We start from the raw sequence: 25,443 nt of genomic DNA, 5'->3' as shown, positions 1-25,443 counted from the left end.
AAAGCGGAGCCGTGCCGGGGAAGCGTGTGGAGGCCGGAGCGTCGCTACTCGTCGTCCTCTTCGTCGTCGCCGTCGTCGCCGCTTCCGTCTCCGTCGTCGCCGCTTCCGTTTCCGCCGCCGGCGTTCCCGTTCCCTTTCCCCTTTCCGTTTCCAGGGTTGCCGTTCCCGGGGTTCGAGTTACCGTCTCCTGGACTCCCGTTGCCGTCGTCCCCCTCGTCCTCGCCGCCCTCGTACTCCGGCGGCGTGTAGACGTACAGGCAGTCGTTGGGGTACGTCCGGTTGTACTGGTCCGCGTCCTCACAGCAGAGCACGCGGCCGTCCTCGAGGACGAACACGTTGTCGACGTTGATGAGGGCGCTGTTGGCCACGTCGGCCGTGTCGGTCGCGTCGGGGCCGACGATGACGGGTTCGAGCGTCGAGAGGTTGTAGTCCTCCTCGATTTCGGCGCGGTAGACGAGACCGCCGTCGACGCGGTCGACCTGCACGTCGCCCTCGTCGTCGGACAGTCCGGTGTTGATTTCGGACATGCCGAGGTAGACGTACTCGCCGGGGCCGGCGTCGTCGACGCTGTCGATACCCTCGCTCTTGCGGAACTCGACGGTCGCGCCGACCTCCTTGGCGCAGGCGCGGGTCTCGACGAACGGAAGGTACTGGAGGTCGGCGTCGACGCCCTTCGGGCCGTTCTCCTCCCACTGGCGCGCCCACTCGACGATGTCCTCGTCCGGGATGTAGTTCCGGTTGCCGTTCTCGACGACCTCCTTGTCGGCCTCCTCGAGGGCCGTCTGGAGGTCCTCCTGCCAGTCGGTGTCGGCGTGGGTCTCGAGGTAACAGACCTGGTCGACGTCGTCGAACTGCGAGATGAACGCCGCGACGTCGCCGTTGCGGGCGTGACCGAGTTCCCACCAGTCGAGTTCGAGTTCGGCCTCGTACGGCGGGAGGTCGGCGGCGGCCTGCTGGTTGGTGACCTTCGCGACGTACAGCGACCCTTCGACGTCCATCGGATCCTCGTAGGACGGGATGGGCTCGTCGGCGACGAACTTGTAGAACCCCTTGTTGTCGCCGTCACAGCTGAGATAGACGGTCTTCTCGTCGGCCTGTACGTCGGGACACTCCCATGCCGCACGGCCCATCACGTGGTACTTGACCGGTTCCGGCGTCTCGGAGTCCGGCTCGCGGAAGTCGACGATGTAGCCGTAGCGGTACGGGTTCGGGTACGGGCCCTCGATGGGCTGGAGGCTCGTCTCCAGGTCCACGTCGCCTGCGAGGTCCGACGGGGTGTCGACCGCGTCGGCGCCGAGATAGTACGCCTGCAGTTCGAGGCCGGCGAGCGCCCAGTACCCCTGGACGAACCACGAGTCCTCGCCGTAGTACTCGTCGACCGCCGACTGGATACCGTCGGGGTTCGGCCGGTTGTAGAACTGGGCCGCGCCGCGCTTGTTCGGTCCCTCGTACTCGGTGTCCGAGTCGCCGGTGAAGTCGCTCACCGTTGCGTACGGGGCCGTCCGCGGGTGAGAGTACTCCTCCTCCGCCGAGAGGTAGGTGTTCCACGGGCTGGTGTCGCCGTAACAGTTGATGCGGGTACCGCCGAGGCTCCGCAGCTCCTCCGTGTTCGAGAGGTTCCGTGCGTTCTCCAGGTCGGCCTCCCAGCTCCCGTCCTCGGCCCGTGAGAGCGGAATCCGGCTGACGTCGCCGGGGGACTGCTCGAAGTTCGTGAACAGGTACCCCTCGGTTTCCGCCTCGTTCGTCGGGATGAACCGGTTGCAGTCCGGGTTGTAGCCGAAGTTCCCGTAACGCGAGCCGGGGAACTCACTCAGCGCGAGGCCGTCGGGGGTCTGGGGGTACCCGAGGTCCTCGTCCCCGCCGATGTTGTCGCCCTCCTGTGCGAAGACGACGAAGTCGCCGCTCCCGACCGTCACCTGCCCCTGCTGTTCCTTCGTCTCGGGGATGCCGAGCGTGTCGAACTCGCTACCGTCCTCCCAGTCGTACCCCTCCACGTAGCCGATGCCGCCCTTGTTGTACGGGGCGGGGTTCTTCCGGCTCGGGTGCTGGACGCTGAAGAAGAGCGTGCCGCTCTTGGTGACCTCGGGGCCGGTCACCTCGGCACCGAGTGCGGTCCACGCGAACCGCTCCAGGTCACCCTTCACCATCGGCGCTTTCGGCGTGTCGGTGTCCTCGTCTTCCTGTGCGACCGCCCTTCCCGCGACGCTCGCTCCGAGCGCCGCCGCCGCCGAACTCGCCATCAGGTTCCGCCGTGACAGGTCGAACATTGCGGTTGTCGCCTCGAACGGACTTGGAAAGTAGGTTGGTAATGCGGGTGTAGAGCGAGATGAATCAAGGGGTGAGGGTTCAGAGACATATAGAGACGCTTCTACATCTACTGGTTAGTTTTACGGAGAGAGAAACAAGAATGACGTTCAGCTAAACATTTCTTCGGCCAGCCAAAAACAACTGTCGGCCGTGGCCGGCCGTCGACGGTTATCGGGCTGTGGCTCTCGAACACAGTAGTACGGGGCGGTCCGGCCGACTGCGGCCGTTGTACCTCGGGGCGACGACAGTGGCCTGGATGGCGGTCGGCTCCGGCTCTCAGTCGACGCCGAGTTCCTCGGGAGCCATCTCGGCGGCGCCGTCCCGTATCTCCTGTGCCCGCCGGCGGACGCTCTTTACGTACCGGTCGACCCGCATCGGCTTGATGCCCCAGTAGGAGACGACCCAGTTGCGGTCGACTCCCGGTTGGGAGAGGAAGTACGCCGAGAGGGTGTCCTTCCCGGCCTGGATAATCTCGGGCGGGACGCCGCGCTCGCCGGTCCCCTCCTCGTCGAACCCGTTCACGTCGAAGTACACGTCGGCGTACAGCTCCGCCTTCTCCGCGCTCTCGAACTCGACCGCCCGTTGACCGGGCGCCTCGAAGCGGTAACGGGGGCCGTCGGCGTCGACCGACTCGGTTTCGACGATGCGCACGTCGAGGACGTACTCGCGGTGAATCGATTCGCTTCCGGCCGTCGTCGGGTCGTCTGTGGATGACATGGGGGAGTGAGGACCGCGCCGTGCCGACGGACGCGGGACTCGTCGGCGACGGACGGTCGGTGACAAGGGAAGGGTGGCCTGGCGGTCGTTTAGCCCTGTATATGTGGGATACGAGCGGGTGTGTGGCGGTACGTAGCGCTCCCGGTTAGCGTGCTGACCGGTCACTCGAACGACGCCCCCTCCGCACCACCCGACAGCAAGAACTGTCCGAACCACCCGCTTTATGCCCGTCGGGGGGAGACACTGACTCACAATGTCGGAACACCCGACGGAGGATAGAGGAAGTCGCCGCGAGGCGGCTGGCTGTGAAATTCGTGGGCGCTCGTAAACTCGCCCCCCACGAAGACGACGACGTACTGCTTCTGGACACGACGCTCAGGGACGGTGAGCAAGCGCCCGGTGTGTCGCTCACGCCCGAGGAGAAGGCCGACGTGGCACGCGCACTCGACCGCGCGGAGGTCGACGTGGTGGAGGCCGGCAGTGCCTGCACCGGTGCGGGCGAGCGCGAGACCGTCCGCCGGGTCGCCGAACTCGGCCTCGACGCGACGGTGACGAGCTTCGCACGCGGCGTGAAGGGCGACGTTGACCTCGCGCTCGACTGCGGCGTCGACGGCGTCCACGTCGTCGTTCCGGCCTCGGACCGCCACGTCGAGACCAAAGTCGGGACGACCCGCGACGACGTCGTCGAGACCACGACGGAACTGGTCGAGTACGCCCGCGACCACGGGCTCTGGGTCGAGGTCATCGGCGAGGACGGCTCCCGGGCCGACGCCGACTTCCTCGACCGGGTCGCCCGCGCGACCCACGACGCCGGCGCCGACCGCTTCTGCTACGCCGACACCGTCGGCCACGCGAGCCCCGAGGAGGTCGCCGAGTCGGTCGCTCGACTCACCGAGTTCGGCCCGACGAGCGTCCACACCCACGACGACCTCGGCTTCGCGATGGCGAACGTGCACGCCGGCCTGACGAACGGCGCCGACATGGTCCACGCGACCGTCAACGGCGTCGGCGAGCGCGCCGGCAACGTCGCCCTCGAGGAGGTCGCCGTCGCGCTCGACCACTGCTACGGCGTCGAGACCGCGAAACTGGACGAACTGTACGACCTCGCCAGCCTCGTCGCGCAGGTGACGGGCGTCCCGCTCCCGCCGAACAAGGCTGTCGTCGGCGAGAACGCCTTCGCCCACGAGAGCGGCATCCACACCGACGGCACGCTCAAGGACGACCGGATGTACGAACCCTACCCGCCCGAGCGGGTGGGTCGCGAACGCCGGCTCGTCCTCGGGAAGCACGCCGGTCGGGCCGGCGTGCGGGCCGCGCTCGCCGAACACGACGTCGACGCCGACGAGGAGGAACTCGCGGCCGTCGTCGAGCGCGTGAAGGCCCTCGGCGAGCGGGGCAAGCGCGTCACCGACGCCGACCTGCTCGCCGTCGCAGAGGAGGTACAGGGTCGCGAGCGCGAGCGCCGCATCGAGTTGGTCGACCTCACCGCAGCCTCCGGTGGCGGCACGCCGACCGCGAGCGTCCGTCTGCTCGTCGACGACGAGGAGCGCGTCGCGAGCGGGACGGGGAGCGGCCCCGTCGACGCCGCCGTCTCGGCCGTGCGCTCGGCGCTCGGCCCGAAGGCGACGGCGTCGCTCGACTCCTACCACGTCGACGCCATCACCGGCGGCACCGACGCCGTCGTCACCGTCGAGGTGGAGATGTCCCGCGACGACCGCACGGTGACGGTCGCCCGGTCGCACTCGGACATCACCCGCGCCTCCGTCGAGGCGATGGTCGACGCGCTCGACCGCCTGCTGGTGCAGGGGGAGAGTCGGGTGCCCGCGGACGACTGAGCGCAACGACGGCTGGCGGCCCGTCGCCAGCCGACTCGCTGACGCGGTGGTGCGGACGACTAGCCCGGCGCGACCGCGCTCCGCCGTCGCGGAGGTGCGACTGCTCGCGACGACGGACGCCGTTCCATCGGCGGTCGACCCTTACCGACGGCTCCCGTCGGCTCCGCTCTCGGACAGCAGGAACACCGTCGAGTCCGGGTCGACGGCCTTCCGGTGAAGCTGCCCCCGGTCGACGAGGGCGCCGAGGCCCGCGCGGGCCGCCCCGCCCGAACAGCCCGCCCGTTCTGCGACCTCCGCGGCGGTGAGCAGCGGCGGGTCGGCCGACTCGAACGCGTCGAGGAGGCCGTTCGGGGTCACGGGGGTGACGCTCCCGCCGGATTCGACGGTCGTCCCGTCCTCGGCTGCCGGCCGGCCCCGGGCCGACTCCACCTCGAAGAACCGTCAGCAGTCGGCGTCGTGGTGGGGACCGGCGACGAACGGCCGGCCGTCACAGAACTGACAGCCCTTGCTCAGCGCCAGTTCGCTCTCCGTCGCGAGCGTCTCCCGGCGACGGTTACAGGCGGGGTCGTGGTGAGGGCCCTCGCTGAAAGGTCTCGCCCCGCAGTGTTTGCAGACGCTCCGGTAGCCGTACTCGCTTCCGGCCCTCGAGACTCCGTTCACGCCGGAACACCCCTCGGATGGCGCGACGAGAGCCGGACTCGTTGCTGCCAGCGGCCGTCGAACGTCGGTCGAACGCACTGGAATCACCGGTGAGCGACTGACAAGCCCGGAGCGCGTTCGCCGAGTCTGCGAACGCGCCCGGCGCCACCGGCCGCCGACGACGGCCGACCCCGCGGCTCCGGTCGTCCCCTCCTCGACACCCCGTGTGACGGTCTGACGGGCGAACTGCCACGAAGTTCATCCGTCCGGCAGCAGAACGGTCCGTACACAGCCCACCGCCGGCCGCGTTCGACTCCGGCGGTCTCACCGACCTACGACATCTCGACAACGAACACCCATGTCCGCCACAAACGACGTACACGACCGAATCGAGGACGTATCGAACGCGACCGCCGACGGACCCCACCTCGTCACGCTCGCGGTTCCGCCCGAACAAACACTCGACGCCGCGCTCGAACTGGTCGAAGAGAAACACGCCGAGGCCGAGTACATCGACGCCGACGAGACGAGCGAGCGCGCCACCGAGGCGCTGGAACGGACCCGGCGAATTCTCAACGACTACGAGGAGACGCCCGAGAACGGTCTCGTCGTCTACGCCGGTGTCGTCGACGCCGAGACCGTCGACTACGTCTTCGACGACCTCCCGTCGCCCGTCGGAGCGGAGGCGTTCGAGCGCTCGAACGAGTTCGACACCGACCCGCTCGACGTCGCCGCCGCCGAGTCGACGTACGGGTTGCTGGTCGTCGAACACGGCGAGGCGACGCTCGGCACGTTACGCGGCGACGAAGTCGAGCAGGTGGCGACGCTCGGGAGCGACAGACGCGAGGACAACCCGACGAGCGGGGCGCTCGGCGACCGGGAACAGGGGAGCCGCGAGTTCTTCGAACGGGTCGCGGAGCGCGCCGAAGTCGCGTTCCTGGGCGAGGACGCCGACGAGCAACGCAGGGACGACGCGAACCCGGGCCAATCCGACGTCGACCCCGTCGAGGGGCTGTTCGTCGGCGGGTCCGACGTCACCGCCACCGAGTTCCTCGACGAGGAGTATCTCGACCACCGACTGCAGAGCCGCGTCGTCGGCGACGCGGTCGCCGTCGGCGACGCCTCCGAGAAGGGGCTGAGAGGGCTCGCCGAGGAGGCCAGGGAGCGACTCGAAGAGGAACAGCGACGGAACGTCGACGACCTGCTCGACGAGTACTTCGCCGAACTCGTCTCCGGAGAGGAGGCCGTCGCCGGCCGCGAGGCGACCGACGAAGCCCTCGAGTACGAGGGGGTCGCGACGACGCTCGCCGCCGGAACGCTGCCGACCGAGGAGCTCCGCAGTCTCGAACAGCGGACTGTCGAGCAGGGGGGCGAGTTCGTCGTCGTCCCCACCGACGTCGACCGAAGCGAACAGTTCCGGGAGGAAGGGGACGTCGGCGCGCTGCTCCGCTTCCCAGTGGACTGAGCTGTCCGGAACGGTCGCGGGAACGGACAATCGCGGCGCTCGTCGGGTTGAGAGCGTCGCGAGAGCGGCTCCGGGTCGTCGGGTGATGGCTGGATGACGACCCGCACCGCGCCGTTCCGGGACCGACTCCGGCCTAACGCAGCGGTCCGGAACTGGCGGAGAGATGGGAAACTCGTTTTTAATTCTTGTGTTTCCGGATACGATTGGGCCGGTCGCCAGTGGCGGTGGTGATGTCGACGTCGTGGGGCCCGGAGTCGGTCGAGGTGCGTCTCCGGCGGGGACGCCCCTACCGGGGGCGAACGGTACGGTCACCGGAGACGACGAGCGCGGGGACGGCCGACGTCCAGTGCTCCCGAGGTTCGTCACGGTTCTCACCTGCTGGGAACGAGCATCTCGGGTTTTTTCACTCGGACGCGTAGGAACGACTGGAGAGAGAGCGATGACCCAACTCACCTACGCCCCACGGCACCGAACCGTCGCAGAACCGACCCCGGACGCGGTGCTCGCCACGTTCGCGACGTATCAGCCGAAGACGGCGCGGATGGTCGCGGAGGAGTTCGGCATCGCCGAGGAGACCGCGGTGGACCTCCTCGAACGGCTGGCCGGTCGTGGCGACCTGACGAAGACCTACGGCGGAACCGAGACGCCCGTCTGGCTCCGACCACACCCGAACCCGGCGCAGGTCGCCTGACCCGCTCGCCCACCCGAGTTCGGGCTATCCATCCCGACTCGGGTCGTCCGTCCCGGCCGCCGGACGGTCGTCCGGCCGAGCATCGCGATTCAATAGCTCAGAGCGCGTTCTGAGCTACGACACGATATGAACTGGAGAGCGGTCATCTACGGTTTCGTCGCCACGCTCGTGGTCGGCTTCCTCAGCGGTACGGGACTCCCCTTCACCGACGCCACCCTCCCCACCGTCGGCGCCGGCCTCACCGGCATCGTCGGCGGCCTTGTCGCCGGCTACGTGGCGGCCCGCGGTGTCGGCGGCGGCGCCCTGCACGGCATCGTCGCGACGACCCTCGGCGCCATCGTCGTCGGGCTCGTGCTCGTCCTCCTCGGCACCCTCGCGTCGGGCTTCCTCGGCCTCGTCGGCCTACTCGGCCTGCTGGTGTACGTCCTCGTCGCCGGCATCCCCGGCGCCGTCGGCGGTGCCCTGGGCGGCCTGCTGGCCCGACGGACCGACGTCGACCGCGCTCGCCCCGCCGCGTAAGCGGGGTGAGCTCCCGAGTGAGGATTCGACTGCTTCTTTCGAGGTCCCGACTGCCGAGCCCATTCCACGGTCGTGATTTCGAACGTCGCGTCGAGGGAGCGATTCGCATCAGGTCGCTCCACTCGCTCCGTTCGCATCGCTCTCTGGTTCGAACCTTACGGTGTCGTCCACGACGATTCGCGCCTGCGAGCGCGACAGAGCGCGCTCGCGGTGGTAGAATCGAGAGAAGCGCCGAGGGAGAGATTTGAACCACGGTCGTTTCGCTCGCATACGCTCGCTTCACTCTCTGGTTCAAATCTTCCAGTACAAGTCACTCGAACTCGGCTCGCCGCGCGGCGACGAGACGCCGCGCTGGAACGTAGTTTCGAGAGAAGCGCCGAGGGAGAGATTTGAACTCTCGAGTCCGAATGGACAGTAGATTTCGAATCTACCGCCTTGGCCAGGCTAGGCTACCTCGGCTCGTCTCACACGACGATGGGAACCGATTAAGTAGTTACGGTTTCGGCTTCACCCCACACCGACTGTCGGCTGGAACCCCCGTAGCCCGACCGTACGCCGGGCTACGGCTCGATTTCGTGGCTCACGGACGACCGAAGCCACGCGCTGTCGGCCGACGGTCGAACAGCATCACGTGTCGTCCGGAGTCGGCGACGTACTCGACGTACAGCGGACCGTTTGGGGCGTCGGCTCCTTCCTCGTCCGGGACGTCTATCGGGTCGGGAACGTCGGGGTCGGGTCCATCCGGCTCGTCGGAGTCGGTCACAAATCCACCTCTAACGCCCCCGAAGCGGGCGCGAGGTGGGTCGTCGGCCTCGTACGCCGCAACCACGGTCGCTTCGTTGGGACGATAGTCATTTACTGGCACGCTGGAACGAGATAGCTTGGTTCTCCACGGACCTAACCGTGTCGCCAGACCGTGGCGAGTCTCGCGAGGGCCGTAGCCTCTCGATGTGCCACCGTCGCCCACGGCTACACGAAGGAGTCGCGACTTCACAGCGCGCCCGGGCTCCGCCCGGCCGGCATCGAAGACGAAGACGGCGATGTGAGCCATCGGGGGAGCTAAGTCTCGGACGGTCCCCACGACGGTATGGACGTCGACGCAGCCAGCCGCGCCTGTGCCGAGGTACTGGACGAGGTGTCGAGTGCGGTCATCGCCGACGAAGAGTTCCTCCAGCGCGTGATGCTCGGGGTGCTCGCCCGCGGGCACGTCCTCCTGGAGGACGTTCCGGGCACCGGAAAGACCCTCACCGCCCGTTCGTTCGCGACCGCACTCGGCCTCTCGTTCTCCCGGGTGCAGTTCACCCCGGACCTCCTCCCCTCCGACGTGACGGGGACGAACGTGTACAACGAGGCCGAGTCTACCTTCGAGTTCTCCGAGGGGCCCATCTTCGCGAACGTCGTCCTCGCCGACGAAATCAACCGCGCGCCGCCGAAGACGCAGGCCGCGCTGCTGGAGGCGATGGAGGAGGGGCAGGTCACCGTCGACGGCGACACCTACCGACTTCCGAAGCCGTTCTTCGTCATCGCGACGCAGAACCCCGTCGAGCAGGAGGGGACCTTCCCCCTTCCCGAGGCACAGATCGACCGCTTCGTCGTGAAGACGAGCATCGGCTACCCCGAACTCGACGGCGAGGTCGAACTGCTGCGACGACGCGCCGGCCGCGAAGCCCGGAGTCCGAGCGTCTCCCCGGTGCTCGACGGGGAGGCCGTCCTCGACGTGCGCGCCACCCCCGAGACGGTCCGCGTCGACGAGGACCTCCTCACCTACATGGCCGAACTCGCCCGCGGGACCCGGGAGGACCGCCGCGTCGCCATCGGCGTCTCCCCCCGCGGGACCCAACGGCTGTTCGAGTCCTCGCGCGCCCGCGCCGTCCTCGACGGGCGCGAGTACGTCACTCCGGACGACGTGAAGCGCGTCACCCAACCGGTGCTCGCTCACCGCTTGGTGCTGACGCCGGACGCGAAAGTCCAGGACGTGAAGAAATCGGACGTGGTAGCCGACGTGCTCGGCGACGTGGCGGTTCCGACGCTGGACTAACCGAGGGCGTGCGAGTCGCTACCCCATGTCATCCACAGACGACTCTGACGGTCGCGAGCGTTCGAGAAAAACGAAGCGGTGGGTCGCGCCGATCAGACGGGGCGGCCGCCCTCGCTCGTCCCGAGCATGAGGGTCCCGGCGATCATGGCGGCGGTGGCGACGACGCCCACGCCGATGGCCAGCGGACCGGCGTTCAGCCAGACGACGGCTCCGATGAGGACCGTGCCGAGCAGGAGCAGCGCGGCGCCGAGCATCGGGTTTCTGAGCAGACTCATTCGTATCCCCGAGTTGGGGCTCCTCCAGTAATAACGTTGTTGAGTTCGGCCGATACTCACCACGAGTCGTGTGAACACGGCACATTAACGGTCGGGCGAAGTGAGCGCCCAACCGCCGTCGTCTCACTCGTGGGTCACCCGCCGAACTCGTCGGTCACTTACTTGTCACCCGTCCGCCACTCACTCGTGACTCACCAGTCACTCGCTCAGCACGCCCGCGAGTAGGACGACGGCGAGCAGGAGGAAGACGAGCGCCGTCACCGGCTGACCGCCCGACGCGCCGAGGTATATCCCGTAGACGACGCCCGAGCCGACGACCCCGACGCCGAGGCTGGCGGCGGCGTGGAACAGTTCCGCTCGGCGCGTGTCGGCCGCCCGTCCCAGCTGTTCGCCCATCGTGATGGCGTTCTCCCCGTAGTCCCACGCCAGCAACGCCCCGAGGGCGCCGAGCAGGAGCCCCGCGGGCGGGCCGCCGCCGACGCCGGCGAACACGACTCCGCCGAGCAGGACGACGCCGCCGCCCGTGACGGCGCGTCTCGATCCCCGGTAGAGACCGGCCGCGAGTACGAGCAGGCCGGCGAACCCCGGCGCGGCCGCGGTGAGGACGCCGAGGCCCGACCCGAGGACGCTGAACAGCCCGGCCAGGAGCGAGAGCGAGGCGCTGAACGTCGCCGGCGACCGGTCGACGCCGCGCTGGTGAGTCTCGGTGTCGTCGGCGTCGTCGGCACTCCCCGTAGCTCCCTCGCCTGCGGCCAGCTTTCTGTCCCCGTCGTGGCCGTTCGTCCGTTCGTCCCCGTCGTTCGCGACGGCGCTCGTCCCGCTCATCCGGACCACCGCCCGGCGGCGCCCGCGACGGCCGTCGCGAGCGGTTCGTCGCCCCAGTCGACGACCCGGAGGCCCGCCCGTCGGAGCCGGCTGATGCGGCTCCGTCGCTCGATTCGCGCCAGTAGCTCTCCCGGCGTCCCGCCGGCGGTCGGGTCCGGCGAGACGACCGTCACGAGGTGGCCGTAGGCGTCCAGTCGGCGGGCGACGCTCGCCACGTAGTCGTCGACGAGCGGCGAGAACACGATGAGTTGAGCGTCGCTCGGGAGCTGTCGGCGCAGGCGCCGGAGCCGGAGCGAGGGGAAGAACCGGCCGTCCGGCGGCGTCGGCGACAGCGCCGGGTGGCTCGCCAGCAGGTCGCGAGCGCGTGCTCGGTGGTCGTTGCCGGCGCCCGGCGCGAGCCACAGCTCGTCCGGCCCGAGCGCGGCGAGGCCGACCCGGTCGCCGCCGCCGAGGAGCGCCGAGAACGACCGCCCGGCGGCCTCGACACTGCGCTCGACGGCGTTCTCGGCGCCGGGTTCTGGGGCGACGTACGCCTCCTCGCGGGCGTCGACGAGCAGGACGACGGTGGCCGCGCGCTCCTCTCGGAAGTCGAGAGTGGCGAGTTCCCCGGTGCGGGCCATCCGGTTCCAGTCCACCCGGTTGAGCGGGTCGCCGTGTCGGTAGTCGCGCGTCGAGTGGAACTCCAGACCCGGGCCGCCGACGTCGGTCGCGATGCGCCCCGTGTACTGGGTGGTGAGCCCCCGGAGCGGGAGGTCGCCGGTCGCGTCCAGGTCCGGCGAGCATCGGAGCGTGGTCGGCTCGGCGGAGTCGACGGTGGCGTCGACTTCGCGGGTGCCGGGCGCGTTGCGGACGATGACCTGCATCGACTCCCACTCGTGTCGCCCGCGGACCGCGGGGACGACGTACGAGAAAGTGGCGCGCTTGCCGGGCCGGAGCGCCGTCGCGTGGCGTGGCGACCCCTCGCCGACGGCGAGCGCCGGTGGGACGCCGTCGACGAGCCTGAGGTCGGGGAGCGTCGCTTCCCCCTCGTTGCGGACGGTGACGGTCACCCGCACGTCGTCGCCGGGGCCGGGCGTCTCGTCGCTCAGACGCCGCTCGACCGCGAGCGTCGGCGCCGGCGTCCCCGAACCGTAGGCGTAGGCTGCGAAGACGACGCCGACCGCGCCGGCGAGCAGGAGCCCCGCCTGCCGGTCGACGACGATGGCGAGTCCGGCGAACAGCAGCGTGACCGCGGGCGCACCGACCCAGCGGTCGGTGTCGAGCACGTCGCGGACGGTGAGGCGCTCGGCCTCCTCGGGGGACTCGTCGTCTCCGTCGTGCTCGTCCGGACCGTCGCCGGCGCCCTCCTGGACACCTCCTCGCATCGAGCCCTCGCGGTCGTCGGCGTCGTCCGAGCCGTCGCGAGCGGTCGCGCTCCGCCCCTCGGTGGCCGTCCCGTCGTCCACGTCGGTCCCTTCCTCGCTCCCGACGGTGCTCATCGCTCCCCCCGCTGGATGGCGTCGACCTCGGCCACGATCCGGCGGACGCCGTGGGAGTGTCGGGACTCGCGCCGGAACAGCCCACGGAGCACGTCACGGGCGCCCCGCTCGACGGTTCCGTCGGCGAGCAGGTCCGCCGCGTCCGGGTCGTCGGTCCACTCGCCGGCGTTGACGCGGCGCGTCGCCTCCTCGGGGTCGAGGCTGCGGTGGACGACGAGCGTCTCCACCGTCGCCTCGCGCAGACGGTCCCGGACGGCGTCCCGGTCGCGCACGCTCCGGAACGACCAGCCCTCGGCGTTCGCCACCTGCTCGTCGAAGTCGCCTCCGGGCGTCGGCACCTCGTAGCGTAGTTCGGGGTCGCCGGTCTCGGTGAACTCGAGGTCGGCGCCGCGTCGGGCGCCGGCGTACCGCAACCCCTGTGCGATGGCGAACAGTCCGACGAGTGTCACGAACAGGTAGTCGAGTGCGAAGCCGAACGTGCTGTTCGTGACGACGCTCGCGAGGCCGGCCAGCGCCGCGAGCACGCCGAACGCGATGGTCACCCCCCGGAGGACTCTCATCGGTCGGTCCCTCCCGAGTGGTCGGTGCCGTCGTCGCTGGGGTCACCTGCGCCCCCCACGTCGTCCGCATCACCGCCGTCGCCCGCCGCTTCCGACGACCCTTCGTCCCCGTCGGCGTACGCCACCTCGATGCGACGGAGTGCGGCGACCGCACGCTCCTCGTGCTCCGGGGTCGGCGCCTCGCCGCCGTAGCGCACGTCCTCGAACAGCGAGGTGAGTTCGGTCACGTCCTCGCGGTCCATCCCGGCGTCGACGGCGGCCGCGGCGAACTCGCCGGGCGTACTCGACGACGGCCGGGAGACGGCGACGTGGTCGGTCATCTCCCGCCACGCGCGGAACACCTCGTTGTCCACGTCGGCGTCGGCCTCGATGCGGTCGGCCGCCTCGCCCGCCGCGCGCCCGACCGCCGCCACGTCGGTCTCGGCGGGCGGTTCGGGCTCCTCGTCCGGGAGGACCTCCTCGTCGTCGCCGGTCGAAATCAGCAGGAGGAGCACGCTCCCCGCCAGCGCGGCGAGTAACACGATTCCGAGCAGCATCGTCGGCGTCGTCACCTGCCCGGCGGCGTCGGCCACGCCCGTCGAACCGGCCCCGGAGGGGAGGAGGCTACTTCCGTTCCCGTCGAACGGGAGCGGCGGGACGAGGCTTCGCCCGTCCGACTCCGGCGGCGGCCCACAGTTGGTGAGCAGCGCGTGGACGAGGGTTACCGGGATGCCGAAGGCCATGATGACGGCCGCCGGGACGAACACCGTCCCCGTCTCGTTGTAGATGACGTACCCCAGAAGGAGGAACGCGCCGACAATCGCGAAGAGTACCGGTGGGCGAGTCAGGAAGGGGACACAGACCTGCGTCTGTGCGCTCTGGAACTCCATCAGCCCGCCGTCGCTGGCGCCGATGGGGCCGGTCTCCCCGTCGCCGGCGCCGGCCTGGTCGGTCGACCCGAGGCCGAGACCGCCGCCCTGACTCGCCGTCGCCGAGTCCAGCGTGGCGGCGGCGAGCGCGACCGCCACCAGCGCGAGGGCCGCGAGGGCCACCGTCAGGGCAGTGCGTCGATTCACGCCACGTGGTAGCAGTGCCCGCCTGTTAGGCGTTTCGAGGCGCTGATATGGGGAAAGCGCGGATTTCACCCTTCCCCGTGGCGTTCCCGAGGGGCGGCGTGGGGTGTGTCACCCCCGCAACGCCTCGGCCGGCCGCTCGCTCGCGGCCTTCCACGCGGGGTACAGCCCCGAGAGCAGACTGACGACGACGCCGAATCCGAAGGCGACGAGGACGGCGCCGGCGTTTCGCGCGACGAGCACCACGGCCAGTTCGATGGGCGTCGCCCACCAGAGGGCGAACACGGTGAGGACGCTGAGCACGGCGCCGACCGCCCCGCCGACGAGACCGAGCAGCGCCGCCTCGACGAGCAGCGTCCGGAGCACGTCGCGCTTCTGCACCCCGACGGCCCGGAGCACGCCGATCTCTCCCCGCCGTTCGGCGGTGCTCATCAGCATCACGTTGAAGATGCTCACGCCGGCGACGAGCAGGGAGACGGCGCCCAGTCCGAGGAGAAAGCCGTTGAGGAGCGCGAAGAACTCGCCTATCTGCTCCAGAATCCGTCCGAACTCGAAGACGACGACGCGCTCCGTTCGGACGTTCAGCCGGGTGTCGAGGGTACGGGCCACGTCCGTCGCGGCCTCGCCCGACCGGGCCTCTATGACGACCTGGTCGTAGCCGTCGGCGCCGAACGCCCGCTCGGGGAGCACGACCGCGTTGTCCGGCGAGACAGGGGAGATGCCCTCTGACTCGGCGAGCACCGCGAGTACGCGGTAGCGGGTGCCATCGACCTCGACGACTCCGCCGACGCCGACGCCGAGGCGCGTCGCCACCTCGCTGCCGACGAGTGCCCCCTGTCGGTGGGAGGCCGGAATCGTCCCGCGGTCGGCCTCGAACAGGGGTCGCGGGTCGGCGGTGCCGTACAGCGACGCCCCCGTCCGGGTGCCCGGGCCTGTGACCACCGCCCGGTCCGTGTAGAGGGGGACGGCGGTCCCCTTCCCGGCGGTCGCCCGCGAAATCTCCTGCAGGTCCCGCGAGGTGAGCGTCTCGACGCCCGCCTCGGGGTTCGGCGAGACGACCACCTGCGTCCCGAGGTCGCCCAGCGAGTCGGTGGCGGAGAGCTGGAGCACGTTGCCGAACACCCCCAGCGTGGCGATGGCGAACACGCCGATGACGATGCCCAGCGCCGCCAGCGTCGACCGGAGCCGGTTGCGCGAGAGGTTGCGCCACGCCATCAGCGTCGCCGGAAACCGCCGGTCGAGACGGGGCCGGCCGTCGAGGCGGGTGTCGAGGTTCACTCGTCGGCCTCCCGGGGTCGGGGTCGGGGTCGAGACCGGTGTCGGTCGTCGACCCCGCCCAGCCGCCCGTCGACGAGTTCGACCGTTCGGTCGGCGTACTCGGTCACCAGCGGGTCGTGGGTGACGGCGACGACGCTGACGCCGGTCTCACAGATACGTCGGAACTCCTCTAAGACCTGCGCGCCGGTGTCGCTGTCGAGGTTCCCGGTCGGCTCGTCGGCGAGGACGACCGCCGGCTCGTTTACGAGGGCGCGGGCGATGGCGACGCGCTGTTTCTGGCCCCCGGAGAGCTGGTTCGGCGTGTGGTCGAGACGGTCGCCGAGGCCGACCCGCCGCAGGAGGTCGCGGGCGCGGTCGGTCGCGGTCGGGTCGTCGCCGAACAGCGTGGGGAGTTCGACGTTCTCCGTCGCCGTCAGCGACGGGATGAGAAAGAAATCCTGGAAAACGAAGCCGATGGCGTCCTTGCGCGCTCGCGTCCGCGCCTCGTCGTCGAGGCTCGTCACGTCTCGACCTCGGAGGAGACGAAGGCCGCTCGTCGGCGTGTCGAGCAGGCCGAGCACGTTCAGAAGGGTGGACTTCCCGCTCCCGGAGGGGCCGACGACGGCGACGAACTCCCCCGGCTGGACCCCGAAGTCCACGTCGTCGAGCGCGACGACCGTTCCCGCGCCGCTCTCGTACTCCTTGCGGACCCGACGGAGTTCGATGGTCGGACCGTCGAAGCGTTCGCCACCCGAATCGGCCGCTACCGTCTCCGCCTCGCTCATCGACCGCGCCTCGCGACGACGCCGAACGCCACCGCGCCGATGCCGAGGGCGACGGCGGCGCCGAGGACGATGCCGGCGTTCCGGCCGCCGCCGAGGAGCCCGAGGAGGCCCGCTCGCGGCGTCCCCCGGTCGTCGGCGACGTAGGGGACCGTCGCCTCGCGCTCGACGCGCTCGCCGTCGACGGTGTACGCGACCCGAATCGGTACCTCGTCGACGCCCTCGTCGACGGTCGCCGTTAGCTCGAACGGCGCGAACTCGCTCCCTTCGACGCTCCCGACGAAGTAGTCGCGGCTGGGGTACGCCGGTGCGACACCCGGCGCCTCGCCGACGGCGACGACGACGCCGGTGACGCTCCGCTCGCCGGTGTTGCCCGCGTTGCCATCGATTCGCACGGTGCCGTCGGCGGCCGTCGTCACGTTGAGCCCGGTGAGGACGACCTCGCCGACGCCGGGTCGGTAGTCGTAGGTTCCGACGGCCGTCCGGGGCGCTCCGTCACTCCCGTCGGCGCCGCCCGAGCCGTCGGCGACCCGGTAGGTCGCCTCGAACCGTACGTCGCCGGCGGCGAGTCCGCCGAGCGTCACCGTCACGGTGTCGGACTCGCCGGGGGCGAGCGGCCCGTCGACGGCGTAACGCGAGCCCACCTCGTCGGCCTCGCCCGTGCCGCCGGCCCGAGGCGTGACGACGACGTCCGTAATCGGGGCGTTCCCGAAGTTCGTCACCGTCACGTCGACCCGGTCCCCGGTGTCGTCGCCCTCGTCCTCGGTCGCGGTGCCGGCGAGGCCGGCCGCTCCGCCGCCGCCGAGGAGCCCGCCGAGCCCGCCGGTCGGGTCGGCTTCCCCGGTCATCGCAGTCGTCGCGGGCTCGACCCGGACGCCCACGTCGTCGCGGAGCGGGTCGACGACGACGGACCGACTCTGGGTCGCCGTCGCCCCCGTGCCGCGGGCGGTGGTGTAGTCGACCGTCGCGACCAGTTCGGTCGCGTCGGCGGCGGGTCGGACGGTGACGTTCAGCGTCTCTGCGGCGCCGGCGTCGAGGGCCGCGACCGTCCGCCGGGCGTCGACCGCGGTACCGGCGTCGGGCGCGACCGAGACGACGACGTTCCGGAGCGGCTCGGCCGTCGGGTTCGACACGGTCAGGGAGACGCGGTTGTCGACGCCGGCGACGAGGCGGTCGGCGCCGCCGACGCCGGTGGCCGCGCCGGCGCCGGTGCCGACACCGAGTTCGACCAGCGGCGGCGCGCGTTCGACGGCGACCGTCACTGGGCGGGTGACCCGCACCGCCTCGTCGTTCGCGTCGGTGCCGACGACGACGACGGTCAGGCTTCGGGCCCCCGGCGCGTCGAACGTCGCCGTCAGCGGCGCCACGAGCGTGTCGCCGGGCGAGAGCGCCCCGAGGTCGGTCGCCTCGGCGAGTCGGTCGCCGTTTTGCGCCCGGAGGAACACCTCGTCGACCGTCACCGCCGACGGGCTCCCGGGGGAGTTCCGGACGGTCGCCTCGACCGTCACGGGGGCGCCGGTGACCGGGGTCCCGGGAACGACGGTCACGTCGCCGACCGTGAGCCGTGCCTCCGGGACGGCGAGGGCGGGGCCGACGAGGGGGACGGCCGAGAGGACGAGCAGGAGGGCGAGGAGGGCGACACCTGTACGTTGCACGATGATTGACCTAACGGTGGAGCACGAATAACGCTGTCGCGGGTCCCGGTTCGGGGGCTCCGGTGGTTGGGACCTCCGGCGGTTTGGCGGCTCCGGCGGCCCGCGGGTTCCGTCTCCGGAGTCTCCAGCCGTCCGCGGGTTCGGCCCCGAAGCGTGCCCGTCGCCTCAGGAGGACCGACTGTAGAGGACGAGCAGGACGGCGACGAGTGCGAGTTGGGCCACCTTGTCGACGAGGTCGACCGGCGCGAGTTTCAGCCCGTTGACGGCGTACCAGATAACTATCTGCCCGGCGGTGAACGGCACCCCGAGCGCGTACAGCGCCCGGCGACGGACGTCGACGAGCACGCCGGCGATACCGGCGAAGAAGCCGATTGCGGCGACGAGGAAGGCCACCCCGAACGGCGACGGGAAGAAGGAGACGCCGAGCCAGAGGTGGATGACCCCCGAGATGGCGGCGAGTGCGATGCCGGCCCAGTGGAGCGGCGTCAGCGTCTCCGTCCGGAGTCCGACCCCGCTCTCCGTGGCACCTGCGGTGCTCATACCTACCACACGGGTTGCCAGCGACTTGAAACTACCTCGGTCGGCGCACACCGGCTCGAAACTACCGCCGGAGGGTGTCGACGACGCGGTCGCGCACCGCCCGGTGGAACCGCTCGCGGTCGAAGCGGTCCCGCGGGAGCGACGGGCGGTCGTCGCGCTCGACGGCTGTCGCGACCCGGTCGACCGCCGCCGAGACGGAGCCGAACAGCCGCTCGGGTCGACCGTCGAGCACGTCGACCTGCCCGCCCGAGTCGGGGGCGAACGCGACCATCCCGGCGGCGACGTACTCGGCGACGGCCATGCCGAAGTGCTCGTCCGGCTTCGCCGCGAGACCGTAGCGGTGCCGGCGCAGGAGGTCGTCGAGCCGGTCGCGGGAGGCCTCCTCCTCGAGGTGGACCCAGTCGCGCTCGGCCGCCGCCCGCCGGACGCGACGGGTGTACTCCCGGTAGGTCGGGCTCGCGGAGCCGACGACGTGCAGGTGGAGGTCGTGACCGCGTTCGCGGACGCCCTCGACGATGCGCACGGCGGTGAGCGGCCGCTTGTCGGGGGCCAACCGACCGACGGTGACGACTCCCAACTCGCGCTCCCCCCACGGAAGCGGGTCCGAAATCGGGTCCACGGGCGGGTGGAGCACCGCCGGCCGCCGACCGTACAGGCGCTCGACGACCCCGGCGGTCCACGCGGAGTTCGCGAGCAGGGTCGTCGGCGGCGACTCCGACCCGGGACCGGAGTTCGAACCGTTGCCCGCCGCCAGCCGGTCGACGCCCGCGAGCCGCGTCCAGAGCGGGTTGAACCGGCCCCCCTCGCCGATTCGCCGGAGCCGGAACTGCGGGTAGTGGACGTACTGCACCGAGGGGAGCGGGAGCGCGAACTCGTTGGCGGTGCTCACCGCGAGGTCGTACCGGCCGGCCTCGCGCCGGAAGAATCGGTCGAGGAGGACGCTCCGGGCCGGAAGCTGTGGCCCGACTCGGTCGGCGACGGCGTCGAGCCCGCGGTTCAAGAGGGTCGTCCCGCGCGGCGTCCGCACCCGGAGGTCCGCGCCGACCTCGACGCCGAAGAACCGCCCGAGCGCCCGCGGCGACGCCCGCGAGAGGGTGTAGAGGGTCACCTCGTGGTCGGCACGGAGCGCCGCACAGACGTGGAGACAGACGGCGTCGGCCCCGCCGCGCAGGTCGAGCGTGTTGTGGAGGACGGCGACGCGAGCCATGAACGCAGTTGTCGCGGCGGCGGCAAGACCGTGGCGCTCCCGTGAGCGGGAGTCGCCCCACGTTACCGCGGGACGTGCCTTTTTGTTCACACGGTCCTGCGACCCACCATGGACGTGGGACTGGTGGGCTGTGGAGCGGTCGCGTCGCGCTACGCGGCCGGTTTCGGAACCGACGGGGGTCCGGAACCGGACGGCGACTTCGGGCGGGCGCACGACCTCCGACTCGTCGCCGCCGCCGACCGCGACGTCGACCGAGCGGCCGCCTTCGCCGCCGAGTACGGCTGTTCGGGGTACGACGACGCGGCGGCGATGCTGGACGACGCCGGCCCCGAACTTGTGCTCAACCTCACGAGCCACGGCGCCCACGCGGCGGTCACGCGGACCTGCCTCGACGCCGGCGCGAGCGTCTACAGCGAGAAGCCGCTCGCACTCGACGCAGAGGAGGCGCGCGCCCTCGTGCGACTCGCCGAGTCGGAGGGTCTCGGCCTCGGCTGTGCGCCGACGAACCACCGCGGCGAGGGCCAGCGCCTCGCCGCCGGCCGGGTCGCCGACGGGAGCCTCGGCGCCGTCGGGGTCGCGACTGCGACGGCGCACGTCGGGCGCGTCACCGAGTGGCACGAGCGGCCCGACTCTTTCCTAGCCGTCGGGCCGCTGTACGACGGCGCGGTGTACCCGCTCACCCTCCTCGCCGAGTGGTTCGGCCCCGTGACGCGGGTCCGGTCGGCCGACACGCTGACCCGGTATCCGGGCCGAGCCGAGGTCGACCCCGCCGCCCCCGACCGCCCGACCCACGTGGAGGCGACGCTCGACCTCGCCGGCGGGCCGTTCGTCCGCCTGACGGCGAGCCTCTACGTTCCGCACCGGGGCCGGGAGTTCTACGGTCTCGAACTCCACGGCGACGACGGCTCCTGTTACCTCGCCGATGCCGGCGGCCTCGGCGGCGAGCGCGACACCGGCGTCGCGTTCGGCCGCGCCGGCCGCGGGTACACCCCGGTCCCCCTCCAGCGCCCGCCGCGGACGACCCCGCCCCTCGCCGGCCTGGCGTCGCTCGCCGACTCGATTCGAGCGGGTCGGCCGTCGACCGCCTCGGCCCGGCGCGGGGCCCACGTCGTCGCCGTCTGCAACGCCATCGAGCGCGCCGCAGAATCGGGTGGACCCGTCGCCGTCGGCGACTGTGGGTTCGTCCCCGAAGGGGTGCCGGCGCCGACGAGGTGGTCCGAGTCGGTCGGGGAGTCGACGACGGGGGCGCGCGCTGACCGTACCGACTACACCGACCCCGCCGACCCCGCCGACCGCGCCGCGCTCCGCCTCCCGCCGGTCGGTTTCGGCTGCTCGCGCTACCGGGACGGCGAGTACGTCGAGCGGGCCGAGTCGGTCGAAGTCGCGCTCGACGCCGGCTACCGTCTGCTCGACTCGGCGGAACTGTACGGGAACGAGCGGCGAATCGGCGACGTGCTCGACGCGCCGGGGAGCCCCGCCCGCGAGGCGCTCTTCCTTCTCGGGAAGGTGTGGAACACGAACCACGAGCACGTTCGCGAGGCCTGCGAGGCCAGCCTCCGCCGACTCGGCGTCGACGCGTTCGACTGCTACGCCCTCCACTGGCCGGCGTCGTGGGCGTACACCGGGCCGCTCGGCGAACTCGCCGACCGTCCGGTCGAGGAACAGGAGGCCCGGACGTTTCCGACGGACGAGGACGGTAACCGCCGGACGGCGGACACCACGCTGGTCGAGACGTGGACCCGGATGGAGTCACTCCACGACGACGGACTCGCACGGACGCTCGGCGTCTGCAACGTCGACCGGGCGACGCTCGCCGACCTGCTGGAGGCGACACGAGTCCCGCCCGCGGTCGTACAGGTCGAGAGTCACCCGTACCTGCCCCGGACCGACCTGGTCGAGTACTGCCACGAGCGCGGGATTCGCGTCGTGGCGCACTCGCCGCTGTCGGCGCCGGACCTGCTCGACGAACCGGTCCTCGCCGAGGTGGCGGCCGCCCACGACGCGACCCCCGCACAGGTGGTCCTCGCGTGGAACGTCGGGCGCGGCGTCGTCCCCATCCCGTCGAGCGTCGACGCCGAGCACGTCGTTGAGAACGCCGCCGCGGCCGGGATTCGCCTCACGGCCGACGAACGGGCGCGCGTCGACGCCCTCGCGGACCCGGAGTTCGACCGATGAACGGCGAGACGCGCGTCGTCGGCGTCAGGCTCCGGGCCGAGTGGGTCGTCGTCGGCCTCGTCGCGCTCCTGGTCGCAGTCGTCGGGAACCGTGTCGTCGGCGACGTCGCGGGCGCGGCCGCCGGCCGGGCGTGGCTGTTCGTCGCCGGCGGCGTGCTCGTCTACGAGTTGGACTTTCTCCGTCGGCACCTGGACCGGAACGGCGGCCGCGACGGGCCGGTTCGGGCGTCCCTCGGCCCGGCGAACGCCGTGACGCTCGTGCGGGGGATGCTGTACGCCGTCGCCGGCGGCTTCCTCCTCGTCCCGCCGGTCGTCGGAATCCGGTGGCTCCCGGGGCTCTGCTACGGCGCCGGCGCCGCGCTCGACTTCGTCGACGGCTGGGTCGCGAGGCGGACGGGCCGGCGGTCGGTGCTCGGCGCGAAACTCGACCTCGCGTTCGACACGCTCGGCTTCCTCGTCGTCCCGCTCGTCGGGGTCGCCTGGGGCCGACTCCCCGTCTGGTATCTCGCGCTCGCCGTCGCCCGTTACCTGTTCCGGGCGGGCGAGGCCTACCGTCGCCACCGGGGCCGACCCGTCGCGCCGCTCCCGGAGAGTCGGGTCCGGCGGCCGCTCGCCGCCCTGCAGATGGCCGTCATCACCGCCGCGCTGCTGCCGGTGCTCCCCCGGAGCGCCGCAACGGCGCTGGCGACGGTCGCGATGGTGCCCTCGCTCCTCGTCTTCGGACGGGACTGGCTCGTCGTCTCCGGACGGCTGTCGTCGTCCGGCTCGACTGACGAGGGTCGCTCCGATTCGACTGACGAGGGTTGCACCGGGGAAGACAGCGGGGACGACACCGTCGCCGTCACCGACACCGACGCCGGCGCAGTCGCCGCCGACGGGTCGGGTGAAGAGTGATGCGTCGTCGGTCCCAACCGACACGTGTGGACCGCACGACAGGACGCTCGCTGTACTTCGTCGGCCCGCGGGCGGCGCGCGTCGAGGACCGGGCGGTGCCCGACCCGGGACCCGACGAGGTGCTGGTCGAGACGCGAGCGTCGCTCGTGAGCGCCGGCACCGAACTGCTCGTCTACCGGGGGAACGCGCCGACGGACCTCCCGGCCGACGAGACCATCGACGCGCTCGCGGGCGACCTCTCCTTCCCGCTCCGGTACGGGTACGCGGCCGTCGGCGAGGTTGCCGCCGTCGGCGAGGCGGTCGAGACGGAGTGGGCCGGTCGGCGCGTGTTCGCGTTCAACCCCCACGAGACGCGCTTCGTCGCCGACCCGGCGTCGCTCCACCCGCTTCCCGAGGGCGTCGGGGTCGAGGCGGCGACGTTCCTCCCGAACGTCGAAACCGCGGTGAACCTCGTCCACGACGCCAACCCCCGGCTCGGGGAGCGCGTCGTCGTCCTCGGGGCGGGCGTCGTCGGCCTCTTGACGACCGCCCTCCTGGCTCGGTTCCCCCTCTCGCGGCTGACGGTCGTCGACCCGCTGGAGAGCCGCCGGGGACGTGCTCGTGCGGTCGGCGCCGACGAGACGGTGTCGCCCGCCGACGCCCGGGAGACGCTCGACGGCGACGCGGACGCCGTCCTCGAACTGAGCGGGTCGCCCGCGACGCTGGACGACGCCGTGACCCACGTCGGCTACGACGGGCGAGTCGTCGTCGGCTCCTGGTACGGCCGGAAGCGGGCGCCGGTCGACCTCGGCGGGCGCTTCCACCGGAGTCGGGTCTCGCTCGTCTCCAGTCAGGTGTCGACCATTGACCCCGCTCTCCGCGGCCGGTGGACGAAGGAGCGCCGACTCGGCGTGGCGTGGGACCGCCTGTGCGACCTCGACCCCGCCGGACTCGTCACCCACCGAATCCCTTTCGAGGAGGCGCCCCGGGCGTACGACCTGCTCGACGACGGCGCGACCGACGCGCTCGGAGTCCTGTTCACGTACGACTGACGGACGCCCTCGAGAAGGGTCTCACCGGACGGAGAGCGACCGACGACCGGCCGGACGGCCGGCATCGGGTGGGGCTCATTCCGAGAGAGACGAGACCACCTCGGCGACCCGTGGCGAAACAATATCAGAGACCGACCCGTGACGTTTTGCTCGTCGCCTCCTACCCACGTCACATGTACTCGCTGTCGGTCGGCCGAGACTTCGTCGCCCAGCACTTCCTGACCGTCCCCGACCCCGGTCCGGAGGGGGAGGTACACAGCCACCGGTACCGCGCGGAGGTGCGCTTCTCGGGGCCGGAACTCGACGAGTACGGCTACCTGGTCGACATCGACGCCGTGGACGACGCGCTCGACGCGCTCGACGACCGCTACCGCGACACGCTTCTCAACGACCTGCCGGAGTTCGAGGGCCAGAACCCGAGCGTCGAGCGCTTCGCGCGCCACTTCGCCGACCGGGTCGAGGACCGGGTCCCGACCGACGTCCCGACCGAGTTGACGGTTCGGATGTGGGAGGACGACGACGCCTGGGCGAGCCACCGCCGGGAGCTCTGAGTCGGGGGTGGACCACGCCGACGCCCGCTACCTGGAGAGCAAGCGGACGGTCGACGCCCGCGCCCGGAATCGGCGGGTCCGCGACCGCCTGCTCGCCGACCTCCCTTCACGACCCGACGTAGCCGAGGTGGGCGCCGGCACCGGGTCGTTCGTCCCGACCCTGCTGGAGTGGGGTGTCGACGCCGGCACCTACCGCGGCGTCGACCGCGACGAGGGGGTGCTCCGGTACGCACTGGCGACGCTCCCCGACGAACTCGACGGGTCGTACTCGGTCGGGTCGGACAACCCGACAGGCCACGACGACGCTCTCGGCGGCTTCCGTGTCGGCGACCTCGACGTGTCGTTCGCCGTCGGCGACCTCCTCGACGAGGACCTCCCCGTCGAGGCCGGTACGGCGGACCTCCTCGTCGCACAGGCCGTGTTCGACCTCGTCCCGCTCGGCCCCGCGATGGACGCCGTCGAGCGGGCGCTCCGACCCAGTGGCCTGGCCTACCTGCCGATAACCTTCGACGGCGTCTCCCTCTTCGCGCCGGAGCACCCGGCCGACGACGCGGTGCTCGACGCCTACCACGCCCACATCGACGACGTTCCCGGTCGGGACAGCCGCGCCGGCAGACACCTGCTCGACCGCCTCCGGGAGCGCGACGCCGACCTCCTCGCGGTCGGCGCCTCCGACTGGGTCGTCCGTCCGGTCGACGGCGCGTACCCGGCCGACGAGCGCCACTTCCTCGGTCGTATCCTCGACTTCGTCGCCGACGCGGTCGGCGGCGGCGACGCCGACGTGCTGGCTCCCGCCGACGACGGTGACGGCGCCGACGACGGTGGCGACGACGCCGACGACTGGCTCGCGACCCGCCGCCGCCAACTCGCGGACGCCGAGTTGACCTACGTGGCCCACCAGTACGACCTCCTCTACCGGGCACCGGACTGACGATGGACGGTCGAACGCTC

25 protein-coding genes and 1 tRNA gene are annotated in these 25,443 nt (G+C 71.3%); 10 read left to right on the top strand and 16 right to left on the bottom strand.

Translation table 11 applies throughout. The annotated features are described in order from the left end of the window. Positions 1-44: 44 nt before the first annotated feature. Together N5095_RS14385 and N5095_RS14380 are read right to left on the bottom strand one after the other, a co-directional pair. Positions 45-2,267 carry an alkaline phosphatase PhoX gene (locus N5095_RS14385; RefSeq protein ID WP_267623618.1) on the bottom strand — a complete coding sequence of 741 codons (2,223 nt, stop codon included), beginning with the start codon at positions 2,265-2,267 and terminating at the stop codon, positions 45-47. A 316-nt stretch (positions 2,268-2,583) separates the two neighbouring features. Then, complete coding sequence (locus N5095_RS14380; protein WP_267623617.1) at positions 2,584-3,024, bottom strand: hypothetical protein; 441 nt, start codon at positions 3,022-3,024, stop codon at positions 2,584-2,586. Between the two features lie 305 nt (positions 3,025-3,329). Here N5095_RS14380 and N5095_RS14375 point away from each other — a divergent pair, with 305 nt between their 5' ends. Beyond that, positions 3,330-4,859 (top strand): (R)-citramalate synthase, encoded by a 1,530-nt coding sequence (locus N5095_RS14375; protein ID WP_267623616.1) that lies wholly within the window; start codon positions 3,330-3,332, stop codon positions 4,857-4,859. 141 nt (positions 4,860-5,000) lie between these two features. Here N5095_RS14375 and N5095_RS14370 read toward each other — a convergent pair whose 3' ends face one another. Together N5095_RS14370 and N5095_RS14365 are read right to left on the bottom strand one after the other, a co-directional pair. Beyond that, positions 5,001-5,288: a helix-turn-helix domain-containing protein gene (locus N5095_RS14370; protein WP_267623615.1), complete on the bottom strand. Its 288-nt coding sequence runs from the start codon at positions 5,286-5,288 to the stop codon at positions 5,001-5,003. A 12-nt stretch (positions 5,289-5,300) separates the two neighbouring features. Further along, the gene (locus N5095_RS14365) at positions 5,301-5,519 is read right to left on the bottom strand and encodes a hypothetical protein (RefSeq protein WP_267623614.1); all 219 of its coding nucleotides are present in this window, start codon (positions 5,517-5,519) and stop codon (positions 5,301-5,303) included. A gap of 337 nt (positions 5,520-5,856) precedes the next feature. Here N5095_RS14365 and N5095_RS14360 point away from each other — a divergent pair, with 337 nt between their 5' ends. From N5095_RS14360 to N5095_RS14350, 3 genes are all read left to right on the top strand, one after another. After that, complete coding sequence (locus tag N5095_RS14360; protein WP_267623613.1) at positions 5,857-6,963, top strand: peptide chain release factor 1; 1,107 nt, start codon at positions 5,857-5,859, stop codon at positions 6,961-6,963. A 439-nt stretch (positions 6,964-7,402) separates the two neighbouring features. Further along, on the top strand, positions 7,403-7,654 hold the full coding sequence (locus N5095_RS14355) for a hypothetical protein (protein WP_267623611.1): 252 nt from the start codon (positions 7,403-7,405) through the stop codon (positions 7,652-7,654). Positions 7,655-7,780: 126 nt separating this feature from the next. Next, positions 7,781-8,173: a DUF5518 domain-containing protein gene (locus tag N5095_RS14350; RefSeq protein ID WP_267623610.1), complete on the top strand. Its 393-nt coding sequence runs from the start codon at positions 7,781-7,783 to the stop codon at positions 8,171-8,173. Between the two features lie 374 nt (positions 8,174-8,547). Here the strand turns inward: N5095_RS14350 and N5095_RS14345 are convergent. Together N5095_RS14345 and N5095_RS14340 are read right to left on the bottom strand one after the other, a co-directional pair. Next, a tRNA-Ser gene (locus N5095_RS14345) sits at positions 8,548-8,632 on the bottom strand. A gap of 121 nt (positions 8,633-8,753) precedes the next feature. Next, a complete protein-coding gene (locus N5095_RS14340; protein WP_267623609.1) occupies positions 8,754-8,936 on the bottom strand; it encodes a hypothetical protein in 183 nt (60 codons plus the stop codon). 324 nt (positions 8,937-9,260) lie between these two features. Between N5095_RS14340 and N5095_RS14335 the strand changes: the two genes are divergently transcribed. Then, positions 9,261-10,211, top strand: coding sequence for an AAA family ATPase (locus N5095_RS14335; protein ID WP_267623608.1), 951 nt, complete (start codon positions 9,261-9,263; stop codon positions 10,209-10,211). Between the two features lie 92 nt (positions 10,212-10,303). Here the strand turns inward: N5095_RS14335 and N5095_RS14330 are convergent, their stop codons facing one another. The 10 genes from N5095_RS14330 to N5095_RS14285 form a co-directional block, all read right to left on the bottom strand. Then, positions 10,304-10,486: a DUF8178 family membrane protein gene (locus N5095_RS14330; RefSeq protein ID WP_267623607.1), complete on the bottom strand. Its 183-nt coding sequence runs from the start codon at positions 10,484-10,486 to the stop codon at positions 10,304-10,306. Between the two features lie 198 nt (positions 10,487-10,684). Next, the gene (locus tag N5095_RS14325) at positions 10,685-11,311 is read right to left on the bottom strand and encodes a DUF7519 family protein (protein ID WP_267623606.1); all 627 of its coding nucleotides are present in this window, start codon (positions 11,309-11,311) and stop codon (positions 10,685-10,687) included. Then, entirely contained in the window at positions 11,308-12,789 is a 1,482-nt protein-coding gene (locus N5095_RS14320; protein ID WP_267623605.1) for a DUF58 domain-containing protein, read from the bottom strand. The genes N5095_RS14325 and N5095_RS14320 overlap by 4 nt, the downstream gene beginning before the upstream one ends. After that, on the bottom strand, positions 12,786-13,349 hold the full coding sequence (locus N5095_RS14315) for a DUF7269 family protein (RefSeq protein ID WP_267623604.1): 564 nt from the start codon (positions 13,347-13,349) through the stop codon (positions 12,786-12,788). The genes N5095_RS14320 and N5095_RS14315 overlap by 4 nt, the downstream gene beginning before the upstream one ends. Next, complete coding sequence (locus N5095_RS14310; RefSeq protein WP_267623603.1) at positions 13,346-14,404, bottom strand: DUF4129 domain-containing protein; 1,059 nt, start codon at positions 14,402-14,404, stop codon at positions 13,346-13,348. Before N5095_RS14310 ends, N5095_RS14315 begins: the two co-directional genes overlap by 4 nt. 108 nt (positions 14,405-14,512) lie before the next feature. Further along, on the bottom strand, positions 14,513-15,679 hold the full coding sequence (locus tag N5095_RS14305) for an ABC transporter permease (protein ID WP_267623601.1): 1,167 nt from the start codon (positions 15,677-15,679) through the stop codon (positions 14,513-14,515). Further along, the gene (locus tag N5095_RS14300; protein ID WP_267623600.1) at positions 15,676-16,443 is read right to left on the bottom strand and encodes an ABC transporter ATP-binding protein; all 768 of its coding nucleotides are present in this window, start codon (positions 16,441-16,443) and stop codon (positions 15,676-15,678) included. The genes N5095_RS14305 and N5095_RS14300 overlap by 4 nt, the downstream gene beginning before the upstream one ends. Further along, positions 16,440-18,095, bottom strand: coding sequence for a COG1361 family protein (locus N5095_RS14295; protein ID WP_267623599.1), 1,656 nt, complete (start codon positions 18,093-18,095; stop codon positions 16,440-16,442). Before N5095_RS14295 ends, N5095_RS14300 begins: the two co-directional genes overlap by 4 nt. 165 nt (positions 18,096-18,260) lie before the next feature. Further along, positions 18,261-18,635, bottom strand: coding sequence for a DUF7475 family protein (locus N5095_RS14290; protein ID WP_267623597.1), 375 nt, complete (start codon positions 18,633-18,635; stop codon positions 18,261-18,263). 61 nt (positions 18,636-18,696) lie between these two features. Next, the gene (locus N5095_RS14285) at positions 18,697-19,842 is read right to left on the bottom strand and encodes a glycosyltransferase (protein WP_267623596.1); all 1,146 of its coding nucleotides are present in this window, start codon (positions 19,840-19,842) and stop codon (positions 18,697-18,699) included. A 108-nt stretch (positions 19,843-19,950) separates the two neighbouring features. Here N5095_RS14285 and N5095_RS14280 point away from each other — a divergent pair, with 108 nt between their 5' ends. The 5 genes from N5095_RS14280 to N5095_RS14260 all read left to right on the top strand — a co-directional run bounded on the left by N5095_RS14280 (position 19,951) and on the right by N5095_RS14260 (position 25,423). Next, entirely contained in the window at positions 19,951-22,017 is a 2,067-nt protein-coding gene (locus N5095_RS14280) for an aldo/keto reductase (protein WP_267623595.1), read from the top strand. Then, entirely contained in the window at positions 22,014-22,910 is an 897-nt protein-coding gene (locus N5095_RS14275) for a CDP-alcohol phosphatidyltransferase family protein (RefSeq protein ID WP_267623593.1), read from the top strand. Before N5095_RS14280 ends, N5095_RS14275 begins: the two co-directional genes overlap by 4 nt. A gap of 26 nt (positions 22,911-22,936) precedes the next feature. Further along, entirely contained in the window at positions 22,937-23,941 is a 1,005-nt protein-coding gene (locus N5095_RS14270) for a zinc-binding dehydrogenase (protein WP_390203245.1), read from the top strand. 173 nt (positions 23,942-24,114) lie between these two features. Then, on the top strand, positions 24,115-24,492 hold the full coding sequence (locus N5095_RS14265) for a 6-pyruvoyl trahydropterin synthase family protein (protein WP_267623591.1): 378 nt from the start codon (positions 24,115-24,117) through the stop codon (positions 24,490-24,492). Positions 24,493-24,499: 7 nt separating this feature from the next. After that, on the top strand, positions 24,500-25,423 hold the full coding sequence (locus tag N5095_RS14260; RefSeq protein ID WP_267623590.1) for a class I SAM-dependent methyltransferase: 924 nt from the start codon (positions 24,500-24,502) through the stop codon (positions 25,421-25,423). The last annotated feature ends 20 nt before the right edge of the window (positions 25,424-25,443 follow it).

Source organism: Halobium salinum, from assembly GCF_026586625.1.
GTDB lineage: Archaea > Halobacteriota > Halobacteria > Halobacteriales > Haloferacaceae > Halobium > Halobium salinum.
Note: the sequence above shows the minus strand (reverse complement) of the source record. Positions and strands in the feature narration are given on the sequence as shown.

Bases quoted from the DNA above. Each gene is read 5' to 3' on its own strand.
- N5095_RS14320 (WP_267623605.1), bottom strand. From the start codon at position 12,789: ATGAGCACCGTCGGGAGCGAGGAAGGGACCGACGTGGACGACGGGACG.
- N5095_RS14385 (WP_267623618.1), bottom strand. From the start codon at position 2,267: ATGTTCGACCTGTCACGGCGGAACCTGATGGCGAGTTCGGCGGCGGCG.
- N5095_RS14265 (WP_267623591.1), top strand. From the start codon at position 24,115: ATGTACTCGCTGTCGGTCGGCCGAGACTTCGTCGCCCAGCACTTCCTG.
- N5095_RS14325 (WP_267623606.1), bottom strand. From the start codon at position 11,311: ATGAGCGGGACGAGCGCCGTCGCGAACGACGGGGACGAACGGACGAAC.
- N5095_RS14315 (WP_267623604.1), bottom strand. From the start codon at position 13,349: ATGAGAGTCCTCCGGGGGGTGACCATCGCGTTCGGCGTGCTCGCGGCG.
- N5095_RS14290 (WP_267623597.1), bottom strand. From the start codon at position 18,635: ATGAGCACCGCAGGTGCCACGGAGAGCGGGGTCGGACTCCGGACGGAG.
- N5095_RS14280 (WP_267623595.1), top strand. From the start codon at position 19,951: ATGGACGTGGGACTGGTGGGCTGTGGAGCGGTCGCGTCGCGCTACGCG.
- N5095_RS14330 (WP_267623607.1), bottom strand. From the start codon at position 10,486: ATGAGTCTGCTCAGAAACCCGATGCTCGGCGCCGCGCTGCTCCTGCTC.
- N5095_RS14335 (WP_267623608.1), top strand. From the start codon at position 9,261: ATGGACGTCGACGCAGCCAGCCGCGCCTGTGCCGAGGTACTGGACGAG.
- N5095_RS14360 (WP_267623613.1), top strand. From the start codon at position 5,857: ATGTCCGCCACAAACGACGTACACGACCGAATCGAGGACGTATCGAAC.
- N5095_RS14380 (WP_267623617.1), bottom strand. From the start codon at position 3,024: ATGTCATCCACAGACGACCCGACGACGGCCGGAAGCGAATCGATTCAC.
- N5095_RS14355 (WP_267623611.1), top strand. From the start codon at position 7,403: ATGACCCAACTCACCTACGCCCCACGGCACCGAACCGTCGCAGAACCG.
- N5095_RS14350 (WP_267623610.1), top strand. From the start codon at position 7,781: ATGAACTGGAGAGCGGTCATCTACGGTTTCGTCGCCACGCTCGTGGTC.
- N5095_RS14275 (WP_267623593.1), top strand. From the start codon at position 22,014: ATGAACGGCGAGACGCGCGTCGTCGGCGTCAGGCTCCGGGCCGAGTGG.
- N5095_RS14300 (WP_267623600.1), bottom strand. From the start codon at position 16,443: ATGAGCGAGGCGGAGACGGTAGCGGCCGATTCGGGTGGCGAACGCTTC.
- N5095_RS14285 (WP_267623596.1), bottom strand. From the start codon at position 19,842: ATGGCTCGCGTCGCCGTCCTCCACAACACGCTCGACCTGCGCGGCGGG.